The 20,895-nt window shown below is 71.8% G+C and carries 18 protein-coding genes; 6 read left to right on the top strand and 12 right to left on the bottom strand.

Annotation, left to right across the window (positions count from 1 at the left end; genetic code table 11):
* The first annotated feature begins 105 nt into the window (after positions 1 to 105).
* Positions 106 to 2,715 (top strand): bifunctional acetaldehyde-CoA/alcohol dehydrogenase, encoded by a 2,610-nt coding sequence (gene adhE, locus EV385_RS19335; RefSeq protein WP_130510731.1) that lies wholly within the window; start codon positions 106 to 108, stop codon positions 2,713 to 2,715.
* Between the two features lie 238 nt (positions 2,716 to 2,953).
* On the opposite strand, the gene EV385_RS19340 is transcribed toward adhE, so the two are convergent.
* The 5 genes from EV385_RS19340 to EV385_RS19360 all read right to left on the bottom strand — a co-directional run bounded on the left by EV385_RS19340 (position 2,954) and on the right by EV385_RS19360 (position 8,274).
* Complete coding sequence (locus EV385_RS19340) at positions 2,954 to 4,297, bottom strand: TolB family protein (protein ID WP_130510732.1); 1,344 nt, start codon at positions 4,295 to 4,297, stop codon at positions 2,954 to 2,956.
* Between the two features lie 108 nt (positions 4,298 to 4,405).
* Positions 4,406 to 5,491 (bottom strand): galactose-1-phosphate uridylyltransferase, encoded by a 1,086-nt coding sequence (gene galT, locus EV385_RS19345; RefSeq protein WP_130510733.1) that lies wholly within the window; start codon positions 5,489 to 5,491, stop codon positions 4,406 to 4,408.
* On the bottom strand, positions 5,488 to 6,264 hold the full coding sequence (locus EV385_RS19350) for a DeoR/GlpR family DNA-binding transcription regulator (protein ID WP_130510734.1): 777 nt from the start codon (positions 6,262 to 6,264) through the stop codon (positions 5,488 to 5,490). Before EV385_RS19350 ends, galT begins: the two co-directional genes overlap by 4 nt.
* A gap of 148 nt (positions 6,265 to 6,412) precedes the next feature.
* Positions 6,413 to 7,327, bottom strand: a complete 915-nt coding sequence (locus EV385_RS19355) for a glycosyltransferase family 2 protein (RefSeq protein ID WP_130510735.1) — start codon at positions 7,325 to 7,327, stop codon at positions 6,413 to 6,415.
* Complete coding sequence (locus EV385_RS19360; protein WP_130510736.1) at positions 7,327 to 8,274, bottom strand: sulfotransferase; 948 nt, start codon at positions 8,272 to 8,274, stop codon at positions 7,327 to 7,329. The genes EV385_RS19355 and EV385_RS19360 overlap by 1 nt, the downstream gene beginning before the upstream one ends.
* A 63-nt stretch (positions 8,275 to 8,337) precedes the next feature.
* Between EV385_RS19360 and EV385_RS19365 the strand changes: the two genes are divergently transcribed.
* The 5 genes from EV385_RS19365 (at position 8,338) to EV385_RS19390 (ending at position 12,040) form a co-directional block, all read left to right on the top strand.
* Complete coding sequence (locus EV385_RS19365) at positions 8,338 to 9,117, top strand: WecB/TagA/CpsF family glycosyltransferase (protein WP_130510737.1); 780 nt, start codon at positions 8,338 to 8,340, stop codon at positions 9,115 to 9,117.
* A 235-nt stretch (positions 9,118 to 9,352) separates the two neighbouring features.
* The gene (locus EV385_RS19370) at positions 9,353 to 9,592 is read left to right on the top strand and encodes a hypothetical protein (protein ID WP_130510738.1); all 240 of its coding nucleotides are present in this window, start codon (positions 9,353 to 9,355) and stop codon (positions 9,590 to 9,592) included.
* The gene (locus EV385_RS19375) at positions 9,570 to 10,082 is read left to right on the top strand and encodes a DUF6879 family protein (RefSeq protein WP_207229872.1); all 513 of its coding nucleotides are present in this window, start codon (positions 9,570 to 9,572) and stop codon (positions 10,080 to 10,082) included. Before EV385_RS19370 ends, EV385_RS19375 begins: the two co-directional genes overlap by 23 nt.
* A 6-nt stretch (positions 10,083 to 10,088) precedes the next feature.
* Complete coding sequence (locus tag EV385_RS19380; RefSeq protein ID WP_130510740.1) at positions 10,089 to 10,943, top strand: helix-turn-helix domain-containing protein; 855 nt, start codon at positions 10,089 to 10,091, stop codon at positions 10,941 to 10,943.
* 566 nt (positions 10,944 to 11,509) lie between these two features.
* Positions 11,510 to 12,040 (top strand): hypothetical protein, encoded by a 531-nt coding sequence (locus tag EV385_RS19390; RefSeq protein ID WP_130510742.1) that lies wholly within the window; start codon positions 11,510 to 11,512, stop codon positions 12,038 to 12,040.
* A 133-nt stretch (positions 12,041 to 12,173) separates the two neighbouring features.
* On the opposite strand, the gene EV385_RS19395 is transcribed toward EV385_RS19390, so the two are convergent.
* The 7 genes from EV385_RS19395 to EV385_RS19425 are packed head-to-tail and all read right to left on the bottom strand — an operon-like array spanning position 12,174 to position 20,826.
* Complete coding sequence (locus EV385_RS19395; RefSeq protein ID WP_242624959.1) at positions 12,174 to 13,199, bottom strand: glycosyl hydrolase; 1,026 nt, start codon at positions 13,197 to 13,199, stop codon at positions 12,174 to 12,176.
* A gap of 4 nt (positions 13,200 to 13,203) precedes the next feature.
* Positions 13,204 to 13,935 (bottom strand): class I SAM-dependent methyltransferase, encoded by a 732-nt coding sequence (locus EV385_RS19400; RefSeq protein WP_130510743.1) that lies wholly within the window; start codon positions 13,933 to 13,935, stop codon positions 13,204 to 13,206.
* On the bottom strand, positions 13,932 to 15,515 hold the full coding sequence (locus EV385_RS19405; protein ID WP_130510744.1) for a lipopolysaccharide biosynthesis protein: 1,584 nt from the start codon (positions 15,513 to 15,515) through the stop codon (positions 13,932 to 13,934). Before EV385_RS19405 ends, EV385_RS19400 begins: the two co-directional genes overlap by 4 nt.
* Positions 15,512 to 16,390: a sulfotransferase domain-containing protein gene (locus EV385_RS19410; RefSeq protein ID WP_130510745.1), complete on the bottom strand. Its 879-nt coding sequence runs from the start codon at positions 16,388 to 16,390 to the stop codon at positions 15,512 to 15,514. Before EV385_RS19410 ends, EV385_RS19405 begins: the two co-directional genes overlap by 4 nt.
* Before the next feature lies 1 nt (position 16,391).
* Positions 16,392 to 17,624, bottom strand: coding sequence for a hypothetical protein (locus EV385_RS19415; protein ID WP_130510746.1), 1,233 nt, complete (start codon positions 17,622 to 17,624; stop codon positions 16,392 to 16,394).
* The gene (locus tag EV385_RS19420) at positions 17,621 to 18,991 is read right to left on the bottom strand and encodes an O-antigen ligase family protein (protein WP_130510747.1); all 1,371 of its coding nucleotides are present in this window, start codon (positions 18,989 to 18,991) and stop codon (positions 17,621 to 17,623) included. Before EV385_RS19420 ends, EV385_RS19415 begins: the two co-directional genes overlap by 4 nt.
* Positions 18,988 to 20,826 carry a Wzz/FepE/Etk N-terminal domain-containing protein gene (locus EV385_RS19425; RefSeq protein ID WP_242624960.1) on the bottom strand — a complete coding sequence of 613 codons (1,839 nt, stop codon included), beginning with the start codon at positions 20,824 to 20,826 and terminating at the stop codon, positions 18,988 to 18,990. Before EV385_RS19425 ends, EV385_RS19420 begins: the two co-directional genes overlap by 4 nt.
* Between the last annotated feature and the right edge of the window lie 69 nt (positions 20,827 to 20,895).

A 20,895-nucleotide genomic window follows, 5' to 3' on the forward strand; every position in this document is an offset into this window, starting at 1 on the left:
GGCCCGGCGGGACCATGGTCCCTCCGGGCCGTGCCGTTGGCCCGCAGTCACCACGCGCTCCTCGTCCAAGGATGGTCATGGGACCGGACGACGAAGGGTGTGGATATGTCGGACACGAACGCCATGGTGGACGAACTGGTGCGTGGCGCGGAGAAGGCTTTGTCCGACTATGCGGATTTCACCCAGGAGCAGGTCGACCACATCGTCGGCAAGGCGTCCGTGGCGGCCATCCACCACCACGGCCGGCTGGCCCAGCTCGCGGTCGCGGAGACCGGCCGCGGGGTGCTGGAGGACAAGGCCGTCAAGAACATCTTCGCGGCCGAGCACGTCACGCACAGCATGGCCGGGCTCAAGACGGTCGGGGTGGTGCGCCGCGACGACATCGACGGCATCGTGGAGATCGCCGACCCGGTCGGTGTGGTGTGCGGGCTCACCCCGGTCACCAACCCCACCTCGACGGTCATCTTCAAGGCGCTGCTGGCGCTGAAGACCCGCAACCCGATCGTCTTCGCGTTCCACCCCCACGCGCAGCGGTGCAGCGCCGAGGCGGCCCGGGTGGTGCGCGAGGCGGCCGTGGCGGCGGGCGCGCCGGAGAACTGCGTGCAGTGGATCGACGAGCCGTCGCTGGCCGCGACGCAGGCGCTGATGCACCACGACGGCGTGTCGGTGATCCTGGCGACCGGCGGCAACGCGATGGTGCGGGCCGCGTACTCGGCGGGCAAGCCCGCGTTGGGCGTGGGCGCGGGCAACGTCCCCGCCTACGTGCACGCCACCGCGGACGTGGGCCGCGCGGTGCACGACATCGTGCTGTCCAAGACATTCGACAACGGGATGATCTGCGCCTCCGAGCAGGCCGTCATCCTGGACTCCGCCATCGCGGCGCAGGCGCTTGACGAGTTCCGGCGGCTGCACGCGCACGTCGCCAGCCCGCACGAGAAGGCGCTGCTCGAACGCTTCCTCTTCCCGCCGGACGGCGACGGGGCCGACTGCGCGGGCGGCACCCTGAACACCGCGGTCGTCGGGCAGTCCGCGGCGTGGATCGCCGCCCAGGCCGGGTTCGCGGTGCCCGAGGACACCTCGGTCCTGCTGGCCGGGATCGGCGAGGTCGGCCCGGCCGAGCCGCTGAGCCGCGAGAAGCTGTGCCCCGTCCTCGCGCTGCTCCACGCCGACACCCAGGAGCAGGGCTTTGCGTACGCCGAGCAGATGGTGGAGTTCCACGGCCTGGGCCACAGCGCCGTCATCCACACCTGCGACGCCGCGGTCGCCGAGGCGTACGGGCACCGGGTGAAGGCGGTCCGGGTGATCTGGAACGCGCCCGCCTCGCACGGCGGCATCGGCGACATCTACAACGCCTACCTGCCCTCGCTGACGCTGGGCTGCGGCAGCTACGGCCACACCTCGGTGTCCAACAACGTGTCGGCGCTGAACCTGCTGAACATCAAGCGGATCGGGCGGCGTACGAACAACCTGCAGTGGTTCAAGGTGCCGCCGAAGGTCTACTTCGAACCGAACGCGATCCGCTACCTGCGCGACATGCCCGGCGTCCGCCGGGTCACCGTGGTCACCGACGCCACCATGACCCGGCTCGGGTACGTGCACCGGGTCAGCACCGTGCTGCGCGAGCGCGGCGAGCCGGTCACCATCCAGGTCATCGACAACGTCGAACCGGAACCCAGCATCGACACGGTCCGCCGGGGCGCGGAGGTGATGCGGGAGTTCCGGCCGGACACCATCGTCGCGCTCGGCGGCGGCTCGCCGATCGACGCGGCCAAGGTGATGTGGCTGCTCTACGAGCACCCGGACGTCGACTTCGCCGACCTGCGGGAGAAGTTCTTCGACGTGCGCAAGCGCGCGTTCCGCTTCCCCGCGCCGGGGGCGCTGGCCCGGCTGGTGTGCGTGCCGACGACCTCGGGCACGGGCGCCGAGGTGACCCCGTTCGCGGTCATCACGGACACGGTCACCGGGCAGAAGTACCCGCTGGCCGACTACGCGCTGACGCCCAGCGTGGCGATCGTGGACCCGGAACTGACCGCGGACCTGCCTGCCGTGGTGACGGCCGACAGCGGGTTCGACGCGCTGACCCACGCCACCGAGGCGTACGTGTCGGTGTACGCCAACGACTTCACCGACGGGCTGGCGTTGCATGCGATCCGGCTCATCTTCGAGAACCTGGAACGGGCGGTCCGCGACGGCGGGGCGGACCCGCGGGCGCGGGAGAAGATGCACAACGCCGGGACGGTCGCGGGCATGGCGTTCGGCAACGCGTTTCTCGGCATCGTGCACGCCATGGCGCACACCCTGGGTGCCACGTTCCGCATCGCACACGGGCGCACGAACGCGATCCTGCTGCCCCACGCGATCCGGTACAACGGCACGGTTCCGGCCAAGCTGACGGCCTGGCCCAAGTACGAGCGGTACACCGCGCCGGAGCGGTTCCAGGAGATCGCCCGGGCCCTGGGCCTGCCCGCGGACACCCCGGAGCAGGGGGTGGAGTCGTACGCGGCCGCGGTCGAGCGGTTGCGCGACGCGGTGGGCATCCCGCCGTCGTTCCGGGCCGCCGGCGTGGCCGAGCAGGCGTTCCTGGCGGCCCTGCCGCAGCAGGCGATGAACGCCTACCTGGACCAGTGCGCCCCGGCCAACCCGCGGATGCCGATGCTGGACGACATGCAGGCGTTGATGCGGGCGGCGTACTACGGCCCGGCCGGCAAACTATGATCCATAATCGGGACAAACTGTGCGCTAGAGACGCGTAACCGGGGGGTATGGGCCTCGTTTCTCTAGGCAGAACGGATGCAGGCGGTGCCACTCAAGGGTCGCCCGCCGGTCCGGCCGCCTTGTCCCGGGCGCCGACCGGTTCTCTTGATGCCGGTAACCGCCAGTGGGCGTGCTGCAGCGCGCCTGCCGTCCCTTCCCATGCGGGGGGCCTTGTCCCGGGCCCCCCGCCCCCCAATCCTCAGCCGACGTTCAGCCGGACGAAGATGTCCTTGCTGCGATTGGTGTCCCCGTCGACCAGGTCCGACGCCTCGGACTTGAAGACGAGGTGCCGGCCGTTGTGGCTGAACCGTCCGCCCCAGCTCTCGCCGTTGGGGTGCCCACCCGCGGGCGACACGGTGACCCGGCGGGTGGTCTGCGCGTCGAGGTCCCGGATGAAGATGTCGGTCGGGTACGGGTCCTTGAAGGACGCGACCTGGAACGCCACGTGCCGGCCGTCGGGGCTGATCTGGGCGAACTCGGTGAAGTCGTCGTCGTAGGCGGCGCCGTCACGGACGCTGGCCAGCGTCGTGGTCCCCTCGGCCAGGTCACGCACGTACGCCTGGTACCGGCCGTCGGTGACGCCCGGCACGAGGTTCTTCGCATTCGACGTGAACCCGACGTATCGTCCGTCCGCGCTGATCGACGCCCAGTAGCTGCCCGCGTCGGCCTGCGCACCGGAGTCGGACACCGAGGCCCGGACGGTGGTGCCGGTCTGCAGATCCCTGACGAACGCGTCGGCCCTGCCGTTGGTGTCATCCGCGACCAGCTTCGTGGCGTCCGTCTGGAACGCGACGAACCGGCCCCCGGGCGTGATGGCCAGGTCGTCGAAGCCAAAGCCGTCGACCTCGACCGGTGAGCCGTCGTAGGACTCGCTCACCAGCACGGTGCGCCCGGACGTCAGGTCCCGCAGGTACACGTCCGGCCGGGTGTCGGTGTCGCCCGCCACCAGGGCGGCCCAGGTCACGAACGCGACGAAGCGACCGTCGGCGCTCAGGGCCGGGCGGTAGCTCTGCTTGTCGGCCTGGGCGCCGGTCTCGGTGAGGCTCACCCGGGTGGTGGTACCGGCGACCGTGTCGCGCAGGAAGATGTCGGAGGAGTTGTTCGTGTCGTCCGCCACGAGGTTCGGCCCGTGCGACGTGAAGACGACGTACCGGCCGTCGGCGCTCATCGACGACTCACCGCTGTAGGCGCTCTTCAGGCCGGCCCCACCGTAGGTCGTCTGCTCGCCGGAACTGGAGACGCTGATCCGGGTCGTCTCGTCCTTGACGCTGTCACGCAGGAAGACGTCCCACGAGGTGTTGGTGTCGCCGGGGACCAGATCCGTCGCGTTGGAGGAGAAGACCGTGAAACGGCCGTCGTCGCTCACCGCCGCGTCGTCGAAGTTGAGCCACTCCGGGCCGCGCACCTCGGCGCCGCCGGTCTTCACGTTCGCCCGGACGTAGGTCGGCGCGTCCGGTTCCTGCGCCGCTGCGGGTGCCCCGGTCACCACGAGGCCCGCCAGGGCGATGCCGGCGGCGAACACGCCACGAGATTGCATATTCATCTGTACGGGATTCCTTCCGAGAAGTTTCCGGGTGCGTCCCAAGTGGGGTGCGCCCGGGCTACGCCCGGAGCCTAGGAAGGAATCTTTGGGTGGCCTTTGGGCCGCCGGTCAGCAGGCGTCGCGCAGCATCCGGGCGGCCGTCTCCGGCACGACGTCGTTGACGAAGACGCCCATCGCGGACTCGGATCCGGCCAGGAACTTCAGCTTGTCGGCGGCCCGGCGGACGCTGAACACCTGCAGGTGCAGGTAGCCCAGCTCCCGGCCCGCGCCGACGACCGCCTGATGCCACGCGGCGATGTACGGCATCGGCTGGCCGAACAGCGCGTCGAGGCGCCGCAGCACGTCCAGATACAGCGGGCCGAACGCGTCGCGTTCCGCGTCGTCGAGCGCGGGCAGGTCCGGCACCTGCCGGTGCGGGGCCACCTGCACCTCGAACGGCCAGCGCGCGGCCGCGGGCACGTACGCGGTCCAGTGCTCGTTGGCCGCGACGACCCGTACCTGTGCCTTCTGCTCGGCCGCCAGCACGTCGGCGTACAGATTGCGCCCGGTCGTGGCCGCGTGCCGGCGGGCCGCGCCCAGCATCGCCTGGGTGCGCGGCGGCAGCATCGGGTACGCGTAGATCTGGCCGTGCGGGTGGTGCAGGGTCACCCCGATCTCGACGCCGCGGTTCTCGAACGGAAACACCTGCGCCACCCCGGGCAGCGCGGACATCAGCTCGGTGCGGTCGGCCAGCGCGTCGATCACCGTGCGGACCCGCTCGGGCGACAGGGCGCCGAACGAGCTGGTGTGGTCGCTGGTGAAGCAGACCACCTCGCAGCGCCCGATACCGGAACGCACCGGGACCGCCTCGGTCAGCTCGGTGATCTCGTCCGGTGCCACCCGGTCGCTGAACGACGGGAACTGGTTCTCGAAGACCACCACGTCGTAGTCGTCCGCCGGAATCTCACTGGCGAAGTCCGCAGTGGACGGGCACAGCGGGCACCGGTCGCTGGGCGGCAGGAAGGTCCGGGTCTGCCGGTGCGCGGCGACCGCGACCCACTCGTCCACCAGCGGGTCCAGCCGCAGCTGCGAGGCGGGTGGCGGGGGCGGTAGGTGACGCCGGTCCGGGAACGAGCGGTCCGCGCCGGGCTTCTCGTCGAAGTAGATGAGTTCCCGGCCGTCGCTCAGTTCGATCGCGGTGCGCTGGGCGATCACGGAGCGGTCACCACGATGAGCTCGGCCACCTGTTCCGCCAGCAGGTCCCGGGCCGCGGCGTCCAGGCCGTCGTCGGTGATGAGTACGTCGGCGGCGTCCAGCGGCACGATCGAGGAGATGCCGACCGTGCCCCACTTGGTGTGGTCGGCCAGCACCACGAGGCGTTCCGCCGCCTCGACCAGCGCCCGGTTGACCTCCGCCTCCATCAGGTTCGGCGTGGTGTAACCGGCCCGCTCGCTCATCCCGTGCACGCCCAGGAACAGCATGTCCAGGTGCAGCGTGCCGATCGCGGCGACCGCGACCGGCCCGACCAGCGCGTCGGAGGGGGTCCGGGTGCCGCCGGTGAGCACCACGGTCTGATCCGGGCGCCCGGCCCGGTAGAAGATGTCCGCGACCGGGATCGAGTTGGTCACCACGGTCAGCTCCGGCACGTCGACCAGGCGCTGGGCCAGCCCGGCGGTGGTGGTGCCCGCGGACAGGGCGATGGCGTCGCCGGGGGACACCAGTGCCGCGGCGCGCATCGCCATCGCGGCCTTCTCCGTGCGCTGGCGTTCCGACTTCGCGGCGAAGCCGGGCTCGTGCGCCGAGCCCGGGGTCACCGTGGTGGCCCCCCCGTGTACCTTCTCCAGCAGCCCGCGGTCGGCCAGGGCCTCCAGGTCGCGCCGGATCGTCATGTCGGAGACGCCGTACTCGGTGGCGAGCTCGCTCACCCGCACGCCGCCCGAGGCGCGTACCCGGTCCAGGATCGCCGCCTGGCGTTGCTGCGCCAGCATCAGCGGACGCCCTGGCCCGGGCGGCGCATGCCGCTACGTCGGATCAACCGCACTGATTCGAACACGTGCGAACATTACCTGACGACCGGGTGTGCGCAAAAGAGTGACCTTCGCCGGCTGGGCTACCTTGGCGTGCGCTCGCTAACGGCTAGATCCCACGGCCCCGCTTGTGCAGCGCGGAGAGAACGTTCTCCACCTTGACGGCCCCCGTCATGGCCGCCAGCGCGATCGCGGTACGCGGCTCGCGCCAGTTGGCCCGTACCGCCTCCTTGCTGAACTGCCACGCCTGGCTGCGGTTGCCGCTGGCCGCCGACCAGCAGGCGAGCTGGCCGTAGACCCGGGCGGCGCCGGGGCGGCAGCCGCTGATCTCGGGGTGGCGTTGCATCATCCACCGCAGCGAGGAGATCTTCGTGGCGTACTCGTACGCGTAGTGCGAGGTGCGGCCCCACAGCACCCGCACCAGCGGCTCGTCCACGTGCACGATCGGGGTCCGGCGGGCGGCGCGCAGCAGCAGATCCCAGTCCTCGTTCTGGCTGCCCGGGGCGTCCTCGGCGACCAGCCCGATCGCATCCTCCGCCAGCGCCTCGCGGCGGATCAGGAACGACGACGAGTGCAGCATCGCCATCCGGGAGCGGGCGAGCTGATCCACGGTGACCCGGCTGCAGCCGGCCAGCCGCGCCGTGGTGCGGCCCTCGAACTCCACCTCGATCGCACACGTCGCGAACTCGGCGTCCGGCTCGGCCAGCAGCGCCGCGACCTGCCGGCGCAGCTTGTCCGGCGCCCAGGTGTCGTCGTCATCGCAGAACGCCACGAACTCCGTGTCCAGGCCGAGGATGCCGGTGTTGCGGGCGCCGGCCAGCCCGGAGGCGCGCCGGTTCGTCAGCACCTGCACCCCGACGCCCTCGGCGGTGGCGAGCGTGTGGTCCGGCTCGGCCTGGTCGTAGACGACCACGACCGTGTGCGCGCCGGGATACTCCTGCTCGCGTACCGCGGCGATGGCCTTGCGTACCAGCTCGGGGCGGTTGCGGGTGGGGATCACGACGCCGACGGACGGCCAGTTCATCACGCCTCCTGAGGGGCTGCGGGGTTGAGCGGATAGCCGTAGGCGCGCAGCAGGGGTGCGCACACCGCGCCGACCAGGCGGCGCTGACCCCGTGGCAGGGCGCGCACCCAGGCGTCGTCGTGGCGCAGCGGGACGCGGCCCACCCGGAACCGCATCGGGTTGCCGGCCGCGCTGTGCCCCACCGTCAGGTCGGCGTGCCCGTCGCCGAGGAAGTCCAGGTCGGCGTCCGTGAGCGGCAGATCGACGTACGCGGCCAGCTCGCGCAACGCCTGGCGCGGATCGGCCAGCAACTGCTCGTAGCGAACCCGGCGGACCGCGACGCCGCGGCGGGCCAGCAGGCCGAACGCGGCGTTGTGCGCGTTCCACAGCAGAGCCGAGCGGCCGGGGGAGTAGCGCGTCATCTCCTCGGCGCCGTCGGTCTCGGGCCGGGCCACCGTCTTGGTCCACGAGTACGCGACCCCGCGCGCGTCCCGTACCACGTGCACCACCCGCAGGTCCACGTCGTCGGCCCAGCGCAGCACGTGGGCGAGCGCGCTGTGCTTGGAAGAGTCCACCACCACCGCGGCGCCGGAGACCTCGGCGGCCGCCGCGTACACCTGGGCGTAGTAGGCGGCGTACTCGCGGACCTCGGCGCGCTGCGCCGGGGGTAGCGAGGCGGCGGCGAGCCGGGGGATGTGCCGGGTGCGTTCGACCGCGTCGCGCAGGGCCTGGATGCGGTCCACGTCAACGGTGCCCCAGCCGCCGAACGCCCGCTCGCCGACCTGCTGCCAGAACGCGCAGGCGGAGAACCGTGCCCCGCAGCCGCAACGCTCGTCGTCGCGGATGTCGCGCTGCCAGAGGTGGACGACCTCGCCGAGGGCGCGAACGGAGGGCAGCTCGCCGAGCAGGCGCTCGACCAGGGTTGTCCCGCTACGTCCTAGCCCGCCCACAAACAGCACCCGTGCCACTTTGTCCCGCCTTCATTCGTTTCGCTCCTATAACGAGCGAACCAGGCTGAAGGAGGCGTGGGATTGACAACCGAGGCTTTCGAGCGGGTATACCTCGACGGGACGGGTTTCGACCGGATCACCGAGGCCGAGGTCGTCGCGGTCGTCCGGGACGCGCTGGCCTGCGGCCGGGGCGGCCGGATCATCACCCCCAACGTCGACATCCTGCGGATGACCCGCGCCAATCCGGGCCTGCGGGCGTTCCTCGACGACGCTGACCTGGTCGTGGCGGACGGGATGCCGCTGGTGTGGGCGAGCCGCCTGACCGGGATGCCGCTGCCCGAACGGGTCGCCGGCAGCAGCCTGGTCTGGTCCCTGTCGGAGGGTCTCGGCCGCGACGACCGCTCGATCTTCGTGATCGGCGGGGCGCCCGGCGCCGACGACCTGCCCGACGGCGCCACCCGGGCGGCGGACCGGCTCGCCGCCGCCTGCCCCGGCCTGCGCGTCGGCGGCACCCTGTGCCCGGAGTTCGGCTTCGAGCATGACGAGACCCGGTACGCGCAGTTCTGCGCCAAGGTGGTCGACGCGCAGCCGGACGTCGTCCTGGTGGGCCTGGGCTTCCCCAAGCAGGAGCAGGTCATCTCCCGGCTGCGCACCGACCTGCCGCAGACCTGGTTCGTCGGCTGCGGCGCCGCGGTCAACTTCGTGGCCGGCGACGTACGGCGCGCGCCGCGCTGGATGCAGCGCACCGGCCTGGAATGGGTGCACCGGTTGGGCAGCGAGCCGCGCCGCCTGGCGCGCCGCTATCTGAGCCAGGGCGCCCCGTACGCGCTGCGCCTGCTAGCCGTCTCCGCCCGCCGCTGATCCTCACGAACTTGCCGTATCAGGCGGCTACGCCTGACGGCCGATCGCCTGGATCCCGCCGGGTACCCGGATGGTCCGGCCCCGCCTACGAGGACTGTCGGGATAGGGATGCGTTCCTACGGTCCCTGGCGGCTGCAAAGAGCCGCGCACACTTCCGCACACCCTCTTGAGTCGCCGAGCATCGACGCGCAGACTCGCTCACAACGTGCCTACGAGGACCCGTTAGGAGACCAAGATGTCGCTGCGGTTCATCGGCAAGGACCCCGGCAGCCCTGATGGTGGCTCACCGACGGTGTGGGTGGACGACGAGGACGGAAGCATCGTGGTTCAAGGTTGGAAGATCGAAGACGCGGCGACGCTTGCCGCCGTCCAGGCGACCGGCCCGATTCCCGATCGTGAGACAGTGCTCCGGCTGCCGAGCCGCATGGTTCCGTTCCTGCAGGAGGTGTATGGTGCCGGGGTCGAGGATCGCTGACCTCCTCAAGGCGTCCACCCGGTCAGCGATTCACCTCGAGTTGCGGGACTGGTACACGCTCGATGACCCGGACTGGCGAACCTGGCGGGCGGGGCAGCTGCCGGATGTCGCCGTGACGCGGGCGGGGTGGTCCGATATGGTCCGCGAGGTCACCGCGAGGGGCGTCGCCGTTCGCCGACTTCGCGTCATCTCTGAGCCTGTCTCCGACTACGTCCACTATGAGTACGACATCACGGCGGCCCACAACCTCGCGGCCGGCGAGGATGTCCGCTGGCTCTCGCGCCGCGTCGCGACGGATCTGTTCCTTCCGCCGGCTGACTTCTGGGTCATCGATGATGTCGTGGTGTTCAACCACTTCAACGGCGACGGTGACTGGATCGATGAGGAACTACGCGACGACGCCGTGCTAGCAGCGCGGCTCACTGAAGCGTTCGATGTCGCTTGGGCGCAGGGTACGCCACACGCGGACTACCGACTGCCCACAAGCTAGGCCCCGTTGCCTGCGTCTTCGTCGTCCAGCGCCCAGCAAGCCCGCGAGGCCCTTGGGCTGAGGCTTCGTGAGATCCGGGTAGAGGCTGGGCTCACAGCGGTGTTACTCGCGGGGCGAATGGGTCGGCACCACGCGAAGGTGTCGCGGATCGAGCACGGGTTCGCGGCACCTTCGGAGGCTGACGTGCGTGCATGGTGCGAACACTGCGGCGTGCCCGACCAGATCCCGGACCTGATCGCCTCGCTCCGCGCCGTCGAAACGATGTGGGTCGAGTGGCGCCGCATGGAGCGCAGCGGACTACGACACGCTCAGGAGTCCCGCCTCCCGCTGTACCAGCGCACGCGGCACTTCCGCATTTACACGCCGAACATTCTCCCGGGTGTCCTACAAACGAAGGCGTACACGACGGAGGTCCTTACCGCCATCGGTCGCCGTCGGGCGTTGCCGGACGACATCGCGGAAGCCGTCGCTGCGCGGATGATGCGCCAGCAGGTGCTCCGCGACTCGCGTCGTCGGTTCGCCTGTCTGATCGAGGAGTCTGCGCTCGCTGCCGGTTTCGGCGGCGCCGAGGTCATGGCTGGACAACTCGGCCACCTGATTGCCATGTCGGCCCTGCCGAACGTAAGTCTGGGAATCCTGCCCTTCCACCCAGACCGGGGCGGCGCGTGGCCGGTAGAGGCGTTTTACATGTTCGATGACGAACAGGTCGCCATCGAGTTGGTCTCCGGGCATCTCACGGTGACGCAGCCCCGCGAGATTGCGATGTACGCCCAGGTCTTCGCTGAGCTGTCCGACGCCGCCCTGTACGGGGTCGCAGCGCGCTCGCGCATCACCGCCGCGATCGACGCGATAGGCGCTTGAACCAATTGCGACGCACACGCCCGCACAAGCATTGAGCTGTGATTCCCCTGAACCCTAGCGTGACTGCCGGGGCGGGTCGGGCTGCTGCCGCCGAGGCCGGGTCGGCTCGCCTTTCCCAGCGCAGACCCGCTGCAACGGAGGGACGCCGCCATGTTGGAGTCGTGTAAAGAACATCAGGCGGAACGGCCGTCATGGGACTGCCGCGCCTGCGGCCGAGCATGGCCGTGCGCTACTGCGAAGGTCGAGCTCGCCGAGCAGTACGAGCGCTTCCCGACGGGCCTTGCCATCTACCTCGGCTCATGCCTGGTCGACGCGATCGATGACTGGGTCGCAGGTGCGCGCGGAGCCGTTCCGGATCTGTACGACCGCTTCTTGGGCTGGACCAAGGGCTCAATCGGGGCGGGGAGCAGCATGCTACGTAATGCCGTCTACCACTGATCCGTATGGCTGGGTTACCTCGTGCTCGGCGAATGCGCGGGCACCACCGGCCCATCGGTCACCGGCCTTGCCAGGATTCGCCCGTGGCTAGACTCCCCACGCCCTGAACAGATATGGATCGGAGCAGAATGCGGCTGGCCGAGATTCTTGACGTCATCGAAGTTGTGCTCAATGCGAGCGAGCACCCGGACATCGTGCAGGTTGACCGCTACGGCGATGCCACGGAGCCATGGGGGCCGAATATCCAGACGTCCAAGAGCCGGTCTATCAGCGGCGTCAGGGTTCGCTTTCAGTCGTCCGCCTCCGCGATGATCTTCGGTGCGATCTGGCCCGGTGAGACACCGGTCCCGGTGCCCGACGAGATGCCGCCGCCTGCCCGCCGCGCTCCGCGCCTGGCCATCTTCGTTGTCCAGCTCCTCGACGTCGCACGCCCGACGAAGTTCCGCTCATGGCAGCTCGTTGCGCTATCGGACCTCGGCCCGACCGACGCGCGGGGCAGTTCCCCGAGCGGTGTGAGCCTGGTCTGCGCAGACGGCACGAAGATGCTTCTTCGTGTCACCGGCGCCAGTGCCTCGATCGGAGTCGATCCGGAAACGGAGCCGTTCCCGGACTACGTCATGCCAGACGCAGTCAAGTTGTGGCATAGGGGTCGCGCCTAGAAGCCCACTAATGCCACGGCGGGCAACTGCCACGACGGATCAGGCTACGTAGGAGCCGTTCTCCAGATAGACCACAGTGCCTTCGGTGCGGGCCCGGATCGCCGCGGCGTCGAAGCCCTCTTCTCTCGGCAGGTCAGCGGGGGTTCGGCGAGCGAGGTCGCGGGGGATTGAAATAGCGGTCGCGCGACAGCGCCGCGAACGCCTTGAAGGCGGCCCGGTCCCCGGTCAGCTGGAACTGCTGGTTCGGGCCGTTGCCCACGGGGTCGGACTCGAAGTACACGACCGCCTTGATCTGCGGGTTCGCCTTGAACGTACGGGCCGCGTCGCGCAGCCACGCCGCCCGCCCCGCCGAGCCCCACGCCTTGGCCACCCCGAACTCGCCCACCACGATCGGCTTGTGACGCTGCGCGGCCCACCGCAGGAACGGGCCCATCAGGGCGCCGATCGGCTGGAACTGGTTGCCCGCGTACACGTCGACGCAGGTCCAGTCGACCTGGTCGTCGCCCGGGTAGAAGTCCGGGGCCTCGCCGCGCGCGAAGCCCTCCGCGGTCGGGCACCACACCCAGGACACGTTGTCCGCGCCCTCGGCCGCGAAGATCGCCCGGACGTGCTTCCACGCGGCCACGTAGTCCTCCGAACTCCACATCTGGGCACGCAGATTAGGCCGGTCCATCTCCCAGCGCATCCGCAGCAGCACCGGGCGCTTGAGCGAACGCATCGCCCGCGCCTGGTGCCGGATGAGCTGATCGTGGTAACCGGCGACGATGGACCGGTTGTCGCCGGTCGCCCAGCTGACCATGAGCGTCGAGCCCTGCTTGAGGAAGTGCCGGTCCGACTTCGTGCCGACCAGCTCGTCGAACCGGCGGTACGTGTTGACGAGGTCGAGCCGCCGGCCCAGGTCGTCCTCCAGGCCGTCGACGGCGTCGACCCGGCCGCCGTGGGTGAACTCGGCCGGTTTGATCCAGGCACCGACGTACGCCCCGGCGGCGGGGGCGGCGAACGGGCCCGACTCGAACGGCCCGGGGTTGACCGCGATCGCGGTCGGGGGGCTGGTCAGGTCGGGTGCGGGGGTGGGTTCGGGCTCGGCCCGCCGACTCCACGAACAGCCGGCGAGCGCGAGGACTCCGACGAGCAGCAGGGCGATGAGGGGTCTGTGCACGGGCTTACTTCTTCCGCCGCGCCGTGTACAGCACGTTCACGGCGAATCGGCCGGTGCCCGGCACGTGCCGGACCAGCGCGTCGGCGGCGCGGGCGATCCGCTTCTCGTGCAGCGACGGGGTCAGCATGGAGAAGCCGCGCCGCCGTACCACCTCGAAGCCGTGCCGGTCGAGCAGCGCCGTCACCTGCGCATGCGACAGCTCGGCGAACCACCGGTCGCCGCGGTGCCGGCGCGCCCGCAGGTGCCGCACCGAGCCGGTGTTGCCGTGGTTCTCCACCACGAGTACGCCGTCGGCGCGGGTCGGCAGGGCCTTGGCGGCGAACGCGAGCGCCCGGTCCCGTACCTCGTCGTCCACGTTGAGCAGCAGCCGGAACATCGTCACGATCGCGGGCCCCGCGGTGACCACCGGGTCGGGCACGTCGCCGTCCGCCGCCACCAGATGCCACTGCGCCTGCGAGCCGACCTCGGCGGCCTTCACCATCATCTCGGCCGAGGTGTCGTACCCGTGTGCCTCGCGGACCAGGCCGTGCAGGGTCCGGATCGCCCGCCCGGTGCCGCAGGCGAAGTCGTGCTGCACCGGCCGGTTCGGGCCGAACTCGCGGACCACCATGGCCCGCACGTACGCGCCCTGCCGCTCGTTGATCCGCGACGCGTAGCTGTCCGGCGCGTACGTGACGTGCTCGTATTTCTCGACCGCGTCGGTGTCCTGGAACACCTGGCTGTAGTCCGTGCTCAACTGTCCTCCTCGGTGATGGTCGTGCGGCGGGTGAAGGCGTCGAGGGCGAGCGGGCGGCGCAGCAGCCAGGCGCCCGCGCAGAAGGCCGGCACGGCCACCCCCAGCGCCAGCAGCAGGCCGGACGCGCCGGTCCCGGCCGCCGCGGTGACCAGCCGGGGCAGTACGCCGAAGCAGGCCACCGACAGCGCCACGGCGGCGCACGTCCCGGCCCCGAACGGGTGCAGCCGGGCCACCCGGCCCACCTGGATCAACGGCAGCAGGTTGTTGGCGAGGATCGCGCAGCCCAGCCCGATCGCCGCGCCGAGCGCGCCGTAGCGGGGGATGAGCAGCACGTCGAGGCCGATCGTGACGGCCAGCGCGATCAGTACGTTGTAGAGGTTCCACGAGGTGCGCCCGGCCATCGCCAGCACCATGTCGACCATGCCGCACCCGGTGGCGACCAGCGTCGCGCAGGCCAGCACGACCACCACCGGCGCCCCGGAGCGGTAGCCGTCGCCGAACAGCGCCAGGTACACCGGGGCGAACAGGATCACCAGCAGGCTGATCGGCCAGGTGACCAGCACCAGCCAGCCGGTCGCGGTGCGGTACAGGTGGTTGGCGGTGTCCGTGTCGCCGGTGGCCAGCGCCTCCGCGAGGCGGGGCTGCACCGACTGGGAGATGCCCTGGTTGGCGAACTGGATGAGCACGACGAAGCGGCCCGCGACCGCGTACACGGCGGCCGCGGCGAGCCCGCCCAGCGCGGCGACCAGCAGCACGTCCACCCGTTGCAGGGCGAGCTGGGCGACGCTGGCCAGCGCCCGGGGCCCGGTGAAGACCCAGAAGTCGCGGCGCAGCGCCCGCAGTTCGGCCCGCTGGACCGGCGCGGCGGCGGCCGGTTTCCCGGCCCGGTAGATGCGCCGCAGGCCGAGCCCGGCCAGCACCGCCACCGGCAGGTACGGCGCCGCCCACGCGGCCGCGAACAGCGGCAGGTTCGCGGCGCTCCACAGGGCCGCCACCCCGGCCGCGCCGACCAGCAGCAGTTGCAGCCCGCTGCGCAGCAGCCGGTCCAGCAGCACCGTGGGCCGCATCGCCCGGTAGCCGCGCGTCGCGGTCAGCAGCGCGTCCGTCAGCGCCTGCAACGGCAGGAACACCGCCAGCACCCGCAGCCCGGCGGTGTGCTGGGCCAGCACCGCCGGGGTGTCCTCGGCGGTGACCCGGGCGATCGCGGGCGCCGCCAGCCACATGCCGGCCGCGAGCGCCACCGCCAGGGCGGCCACCGGCACCAGGCCCGTACGCAGGCAGGCGCCCAGCAGGTGCGCCCGCCCGCCCGCGCGCAGCCGGGCCGGCCAGTACACCAGCCCGGTCTGCGTGCCCAGCTTGGCCAGCCCGCCGACCAGCACGAACGCGGCCGTGGCGGCGAAGAACGCGCCCGCCTGCTCGGCGCCCAGCGACCGCGCCACGATCCAGGTGACGCCGACCCCGGTGCCCCCCGCGATCGCGGATCCCACGACTCCCGCGATCCCGCCCCGGGCGGCCCCCCGGGTCCCGGCCCCGGCCGCGCGCGGCTCCAGGGGTGGGGCCGGGGCGGCGGTGCGGGTCATCGGCGGCGCCAGACCGGGGTCCGGCCGAGCCAGGTGATCAGCGCCTCGTCGTGCGGGGCGAAGTGGGCCGTCAGGTCCCGGCGGACGGCCGGATCCATGTCGGTCGCACGCGGCCGCGCGTTGTGCTTCTCGAACGGCGGTTCGGCCATCCCCTGCGGCAGGCGGAGGAAGTCCAGCACCTCGTCGTACACCTGCTCCGGTTCGGTGAAGAAGCGTTCGCTCTCCACCACGTGGATCCGCTCGCGGTCCAGGTGCCGGGCCATCGCGCCCAGGTAGCGGGCGTACTCGCCGCGCGCCCGGTAGGCGTGGTGCTGGTGGGCGAAGCTGTAGTACCGCGGGTCGTCGGCCAGCCGTTCCTCCTGCCGGTGCAGCCGGGCCGGTTCCAGCGCCAGCGCCGCGCCGAAGTCGCGTTCGGACTCGAAGCCGCGGGCCACCTCGTGGGCATGCTGCGAGTACGCCCGCTCCACCGGGTCGCGCACCAGCACGAGGATCTTCACCCCGGGCAGGTCCGCGGCGATCCGGGCCGCCGCCTGCGGGTGGTACATGTAGTACGGGCTGGACTCGAACGTCTGGGCGGGCTCGCCGTACTTGGCGCGGACCCGCTCGTCGTGGCGGTGCTGCGGAAAGTGGCCCCGGTACCACGCCATGCCCCGGTCGTAGCCGGTGTCGAAGTAGTGCACCCCCTTGTGCAGCACCGCCTTGAGCACAACGGGGTGCGCGGCCAGCGCCCGGTACAGCGAGGTGGTGCCGCAGCGCTGGCCGCCGCAGATCAGGAACGACGGGGTCATCCGGGTGGTCGCGGTGAGCCGCCCGTACGAGCGGGAGCCGAGGTGCACCACCCGTTTGACCGGTGAGGGAACCTTGCGTACGTCCATGTCAGAGCTCCTCCACCCGGCGGATCAGCACCGGGAGCAGCCAGGTGCCGAGCACGCCCAGCCGGGCGCCGGCCTCGGCCTGGCGGTCGGACAGGTAGCGGGCGGCGAGATCCACGAGGTACAGCAGCGCGGTCAGCTCCCGTACCTCGGGGGCCAGCCCGAACGGGGCCAGCAGCTCCCCGGCGCGGCGTACGGTCGCGTCCACCGCCGCGGCGGCGTCGCCGTCGGCCTGGATGCGCCGCTGCAGCTCGTAGTGCACCGCGTCGAAGCCCACCGGCACCCCGGTGGCGAACCGTTCCCAGTCCCAGACCAGCAGCGCGTCGGCCAGGTTCGCCATGTTCCACGGGGCCCAGTCGCCGTGCCACGCGCCGAAGCGCAGCATCGTGTCGCCGACGCGCCCGGCCAGCAGGTCGGCCGCGGTGGCCAGGGCCCGCCCCTCCGCCCGGTCGGCCACGGCGGCCAGGCGCCCCCGCATCTCACCCCAGTACGCGCTGGCGGTCAGGGTGGCCGTGAAGTACCCGCAGCAGCCGGCGACGTCGAGCATCGCGGCGGCCAGCCGGCGTGGGTCCAGCGGTGCCCGGGGCAGCCACACCGGCAGCGCCGACTGCACCAGCACCTGCATGCCGCGCCACTGCCCGGCGTGCAGCACCCGGGGCACGGTCAGCTTGCTCAGCCCGGCGGCGCCCAGCGCGACCAGCGCGTTGGTCTCCTCCCGGACCAGGCGCTGGGTGAGCGGGCCGGTGCCGAGCTTGCCGAAGGCGAACGTCTCCCCGGCCGGGCTGATCAGCTGCAGCACCGGCTTGCGGTTGGCCCGTGCCGGTCCGATGTGGATGCTCACCGACAGCTCCCGGCCGAGCGCCGCCCGCAGGTGGCCGTCGATGCTCTCCTCGACCGGCCCGGTCACCCGGATCCGGTCGCGCAGCAGCAGCCCGGACATGCCGGTGCGCAGCGCGGCGACCACGGCGTCGCGCTTGAGCCGGGCGGTGCGCGACTGCGGCTCCGCGTACCGGCGGACCGCGGCGGCCGCGACCTTCCGCGAGGTCGGCACGAGCAGCCGCGGCTTGCGGGCGTCCGGCACCACCACGTACTCGGCGACGGTCTCGCCCGCGGCGCGGCCGCGATGGGCCGCGCATGGTGGTGGGTAGAGCAGCCCGAGTACCTCGGTCAGGTACTGGGCGCGTAGTGCTGCGTCCCCGGCGGTCAACTCCGCCGGGGCTGTCTTGACTGGACTCATGGTCGCCCCTCTGTCTCGTTGCGCCACAGCAGCGCGTAGGCCAGGAACATGAAGGCCAGAGGGGTGACGAGTGCGTTGTACCAGAGCATGGCGGAGAACGACGAGACGATCGCGGCGCTGCCGGCGATGCCGATCGCGGTGCGGTCGCGCCGGAAGCGCCACAGCCCGTACGTGAAGAAGCCGAGGTAGCCGATCGTGCCGGCGGCGCCGTGCGAGTACAGCACCTGCCACAGCTGGCCGTTGCCGCCGACGGTGAAGTTGCCGCAGCGGCCGCAGTCGGCGCGTTCGCCGACCGTGATGGAGTTGCGGCCCCCCAGGGTGTTGCGGGTGCCGCCGTACCCGATCACGGGCGATTCGACGAAGCCGTCCAGGGCCCGCTCGACGAGGAACGAGCGCACCCCGTTGGACTTGCCGTTGTCGAGGCGGGCCTCGACGACGTCACCGAGCGGGCTGGCCACCAGCGCGACGGCCAGCCCGGCCGTGGCCACCGCCACCGCGCCGAGAATCCACAGCCGCCCGGCCAGCACGAAGCGCAGCGCCACGTACGCGCCCATCACCGCGAGCCCGATCCACAGGCCCCGGTTCAGGGAGAAGATCGCGGGCAGCAGGGAGAGCGCGAGCACGGCCACCGCGAACACGCGGTCCCGCAGCCCGCGCGTGGACTGGGCGAACATCGCGACCACGAACCAGGCGATGAGCAGGCAGAAGACGTTGCCCCAGGTGTTGGTGTAACCCCACGGCGCGGCGGGGCGGGGCCGGTCACCCCCGACCAGGTTCATGATCTGCGCGGCGTACGGGTGCACCAGCGACTGCACGAAGCCGTTCGCGCGGATGTCGTCCGGCAGCAGCCACTCGACCGGCGAGGTGAACTGGAAGCGCCCCGCCACCATGCCGAGCAGCCCGCCCGCGACCGTGACGACGAACAGGCCGCCGAGCAGCCGGACCAGGCGGTGCCGGGGCAGTTCCGCGTCGGTGAGGTTGCCCGCGTAGAGCAGCAGGGCGGTCAGCGACGCGTACATGCCGAGCTTGAACACCGCCCCCAGCATCCGGTTGCTGCCGTGGTCGGCGACGGTGCCGGGCGGGTCGGCGCCCAGCGCCGACAGGCTGATGACGACGGCGGCGAGAAACAGCGCCCAGAACAGCGCGCCGGGGGGCAGCCGCAGCCGCCGCCCGGCCGCCCGGCGCCGCGCCAGCAGCACCATCATCGGCACCGCCAGCAGCGGGAAGATCAGCACACCGAGGCCGAGCGCCCACCACAGTGGATACGCCGCCAGCAGGGCGGTGACCGGCCAGGCGGGCAGGCTCACCGGCCGTGCGGCGGTGGCTCCGTGCGCGGGGCCGGTGCCGCGGCCGACGACCAGCGTCACCGGTCGTCGCTCGGCGCGCCGTCAGCGGAGTCGGCGTCCGGGGCCGTGGCGGATGCCCCCGATTTCAGGTCGATGATCGCGGTGGCCTCGTGGTCCGTGCCGAGCCGGGGCCGGATCGCGGCGCTGGTGCCGCCGAGGTCGACCGGCCGTTCCCGGGTCGCCGAGGGTGCGACCTTGCCGATGGCCCCGGGCGCCGGCGCGGCGGGATTGCCGGTGGGCAGGCGCAGCTGCTGGGTCTTCTCGGTGTCCAGCACCATGGTCTCGTCGGGCCGGGGCTGGGTGCGCTCGGCGCCGGGCGACGGCGGCGTGAGCGTCACCACCGGCATGTTGGCCTCGTCGGAGCGCAGCGCGGCCAGCCGGGGCAGGACCACGGCGCCGAGCAGCGGGGTACCCACCCGGTGCAGCTGCTCGGCCGCGTCGAGCAGCGCGGCCCGGCGGGCGCGGCGCAGTTCGACCGCGAGGATCGCGGCGTCGGCGAGGCTGGCCAGGCTCTGCGCGTCGGCGCTGCTGTTGGTCGACGGCGCCTCGATCACCACGTACCCGGCCTGACGGCGCAGCGTCTCCAGCGTGTCGCGCAGCCGCTGCGACTGCATCAGCCCGGCCGCGGTGGCCGCGCCGCCCGTGGTGATCACCCGCAGGGACGGAATGCGCGGGGTGCGCTGCATCGCGCGGGCCAGCGTGATCCGCCCGGCCAGCAGGTCGGACAGGCCCGGGATCGCGGAGACCCCGAGCATCCGGGCCAGCGGCGCCGCCTCCACGACGCTGTCCGGCAGGTGCGCACCCACCAGCACGACGTCGCTTCCGGTACGGGCAAGCGCGGCGGCGAGGTTCGCCGCGACCAGCGTGGACGCCGAACCCCGGCTGGCCCCGGTCACCACGATGACCTGGTCGCCGGGGCGCAGGCTGGCCAGCACCTCGTTGCGGAGCCGGTTGAACACCCGCCCGCCCGGCCCGTACGGCTGCAGCACGTCGTCGAAGTGCGGGGTGGTCCGCTCGTCCAGCGCGGCCAGGACCGGGACGCGCGCGCGGTCGCGGACGTCGGCCGCGGTGCGCAGCCGCCCGTCGACCCGTTCTCGCAGGAACGCGAGGGCCAGGCCGAGCAGCAGCCCGATCATCGCCCCGGTGCCCATGGTGAGCATCCCGTCGGGGCTGGACGGCTCGTCCGGCTCCCGGGCGTCGCTGATGATGTTGCCCGCCCCGACGGTGGTGGTGGTGAGCTCGTTGAGCCGCGCGGTCAGGTTGTTGAGCTGGCTCTGCGAGTTGCCGCGCAGGCTCTCCAGGTTGCTGCGCTGGGAGCTGCCCGGCTTGGACGCGGCCAGCTTCGAGTTGAGCATCGAGATGCCGTCGGTGAGCTGCTTGATCTTCGCGGCCAGGGACTTGATCTGCTGGTCCAGGCCGGACCGGGCGGTCTCCTGCCGGTTACGCAGGTACGCCTCGGCGAACGCGTGGGAGCCGGCCTGGGCGCCCTTCGGGGTGTCCGCCTCGTACCGGATCACCAGCACCGTGGTGTTGGCGGGCACCTCGACGGAGACGGACCGGGCCAGGTCGAGTGGCGAGTCCGAGGTGCGCAGCAGCTCGGCGGCCTTGGCCGCGACCGCGCCGGAGCCGACGAGCTGGGCCTCGGTGTCGAGGTTGATGGTGCCCTTGGTCCGCCCGCCCTGCGCGTTGGTGTCCTGGTCCACGGGCTGCACGAGCACCGAGGTGTTGGCCTCGTACACCTTGGGCAGTACGGCGGTGACACCCGCACCCGCGCCGATCCCGAGGCCGGTCGCGGCGAGCACGACCCACCAGTGGCGGCGGAACACGCCCAGGTAGTGCGAGAGGTCGGCGGACACCGGACGAGTCGCTTCCATGGGTTCGGCGGCCCTTTCGCGGGTGAGTGAGAGTTGACGGCATTCGGGTGG

Source organism: Krasilnikovia cinnamomea (genome assembly GCF_004217545.1).
GTDB classification, from domain to species: Bacteria; Actinomycetota; Actinomycetes; order Mycobacteriales; family Micromonosporaceae; genus Actinoplanes; species Actinoplanes cinnamomeus.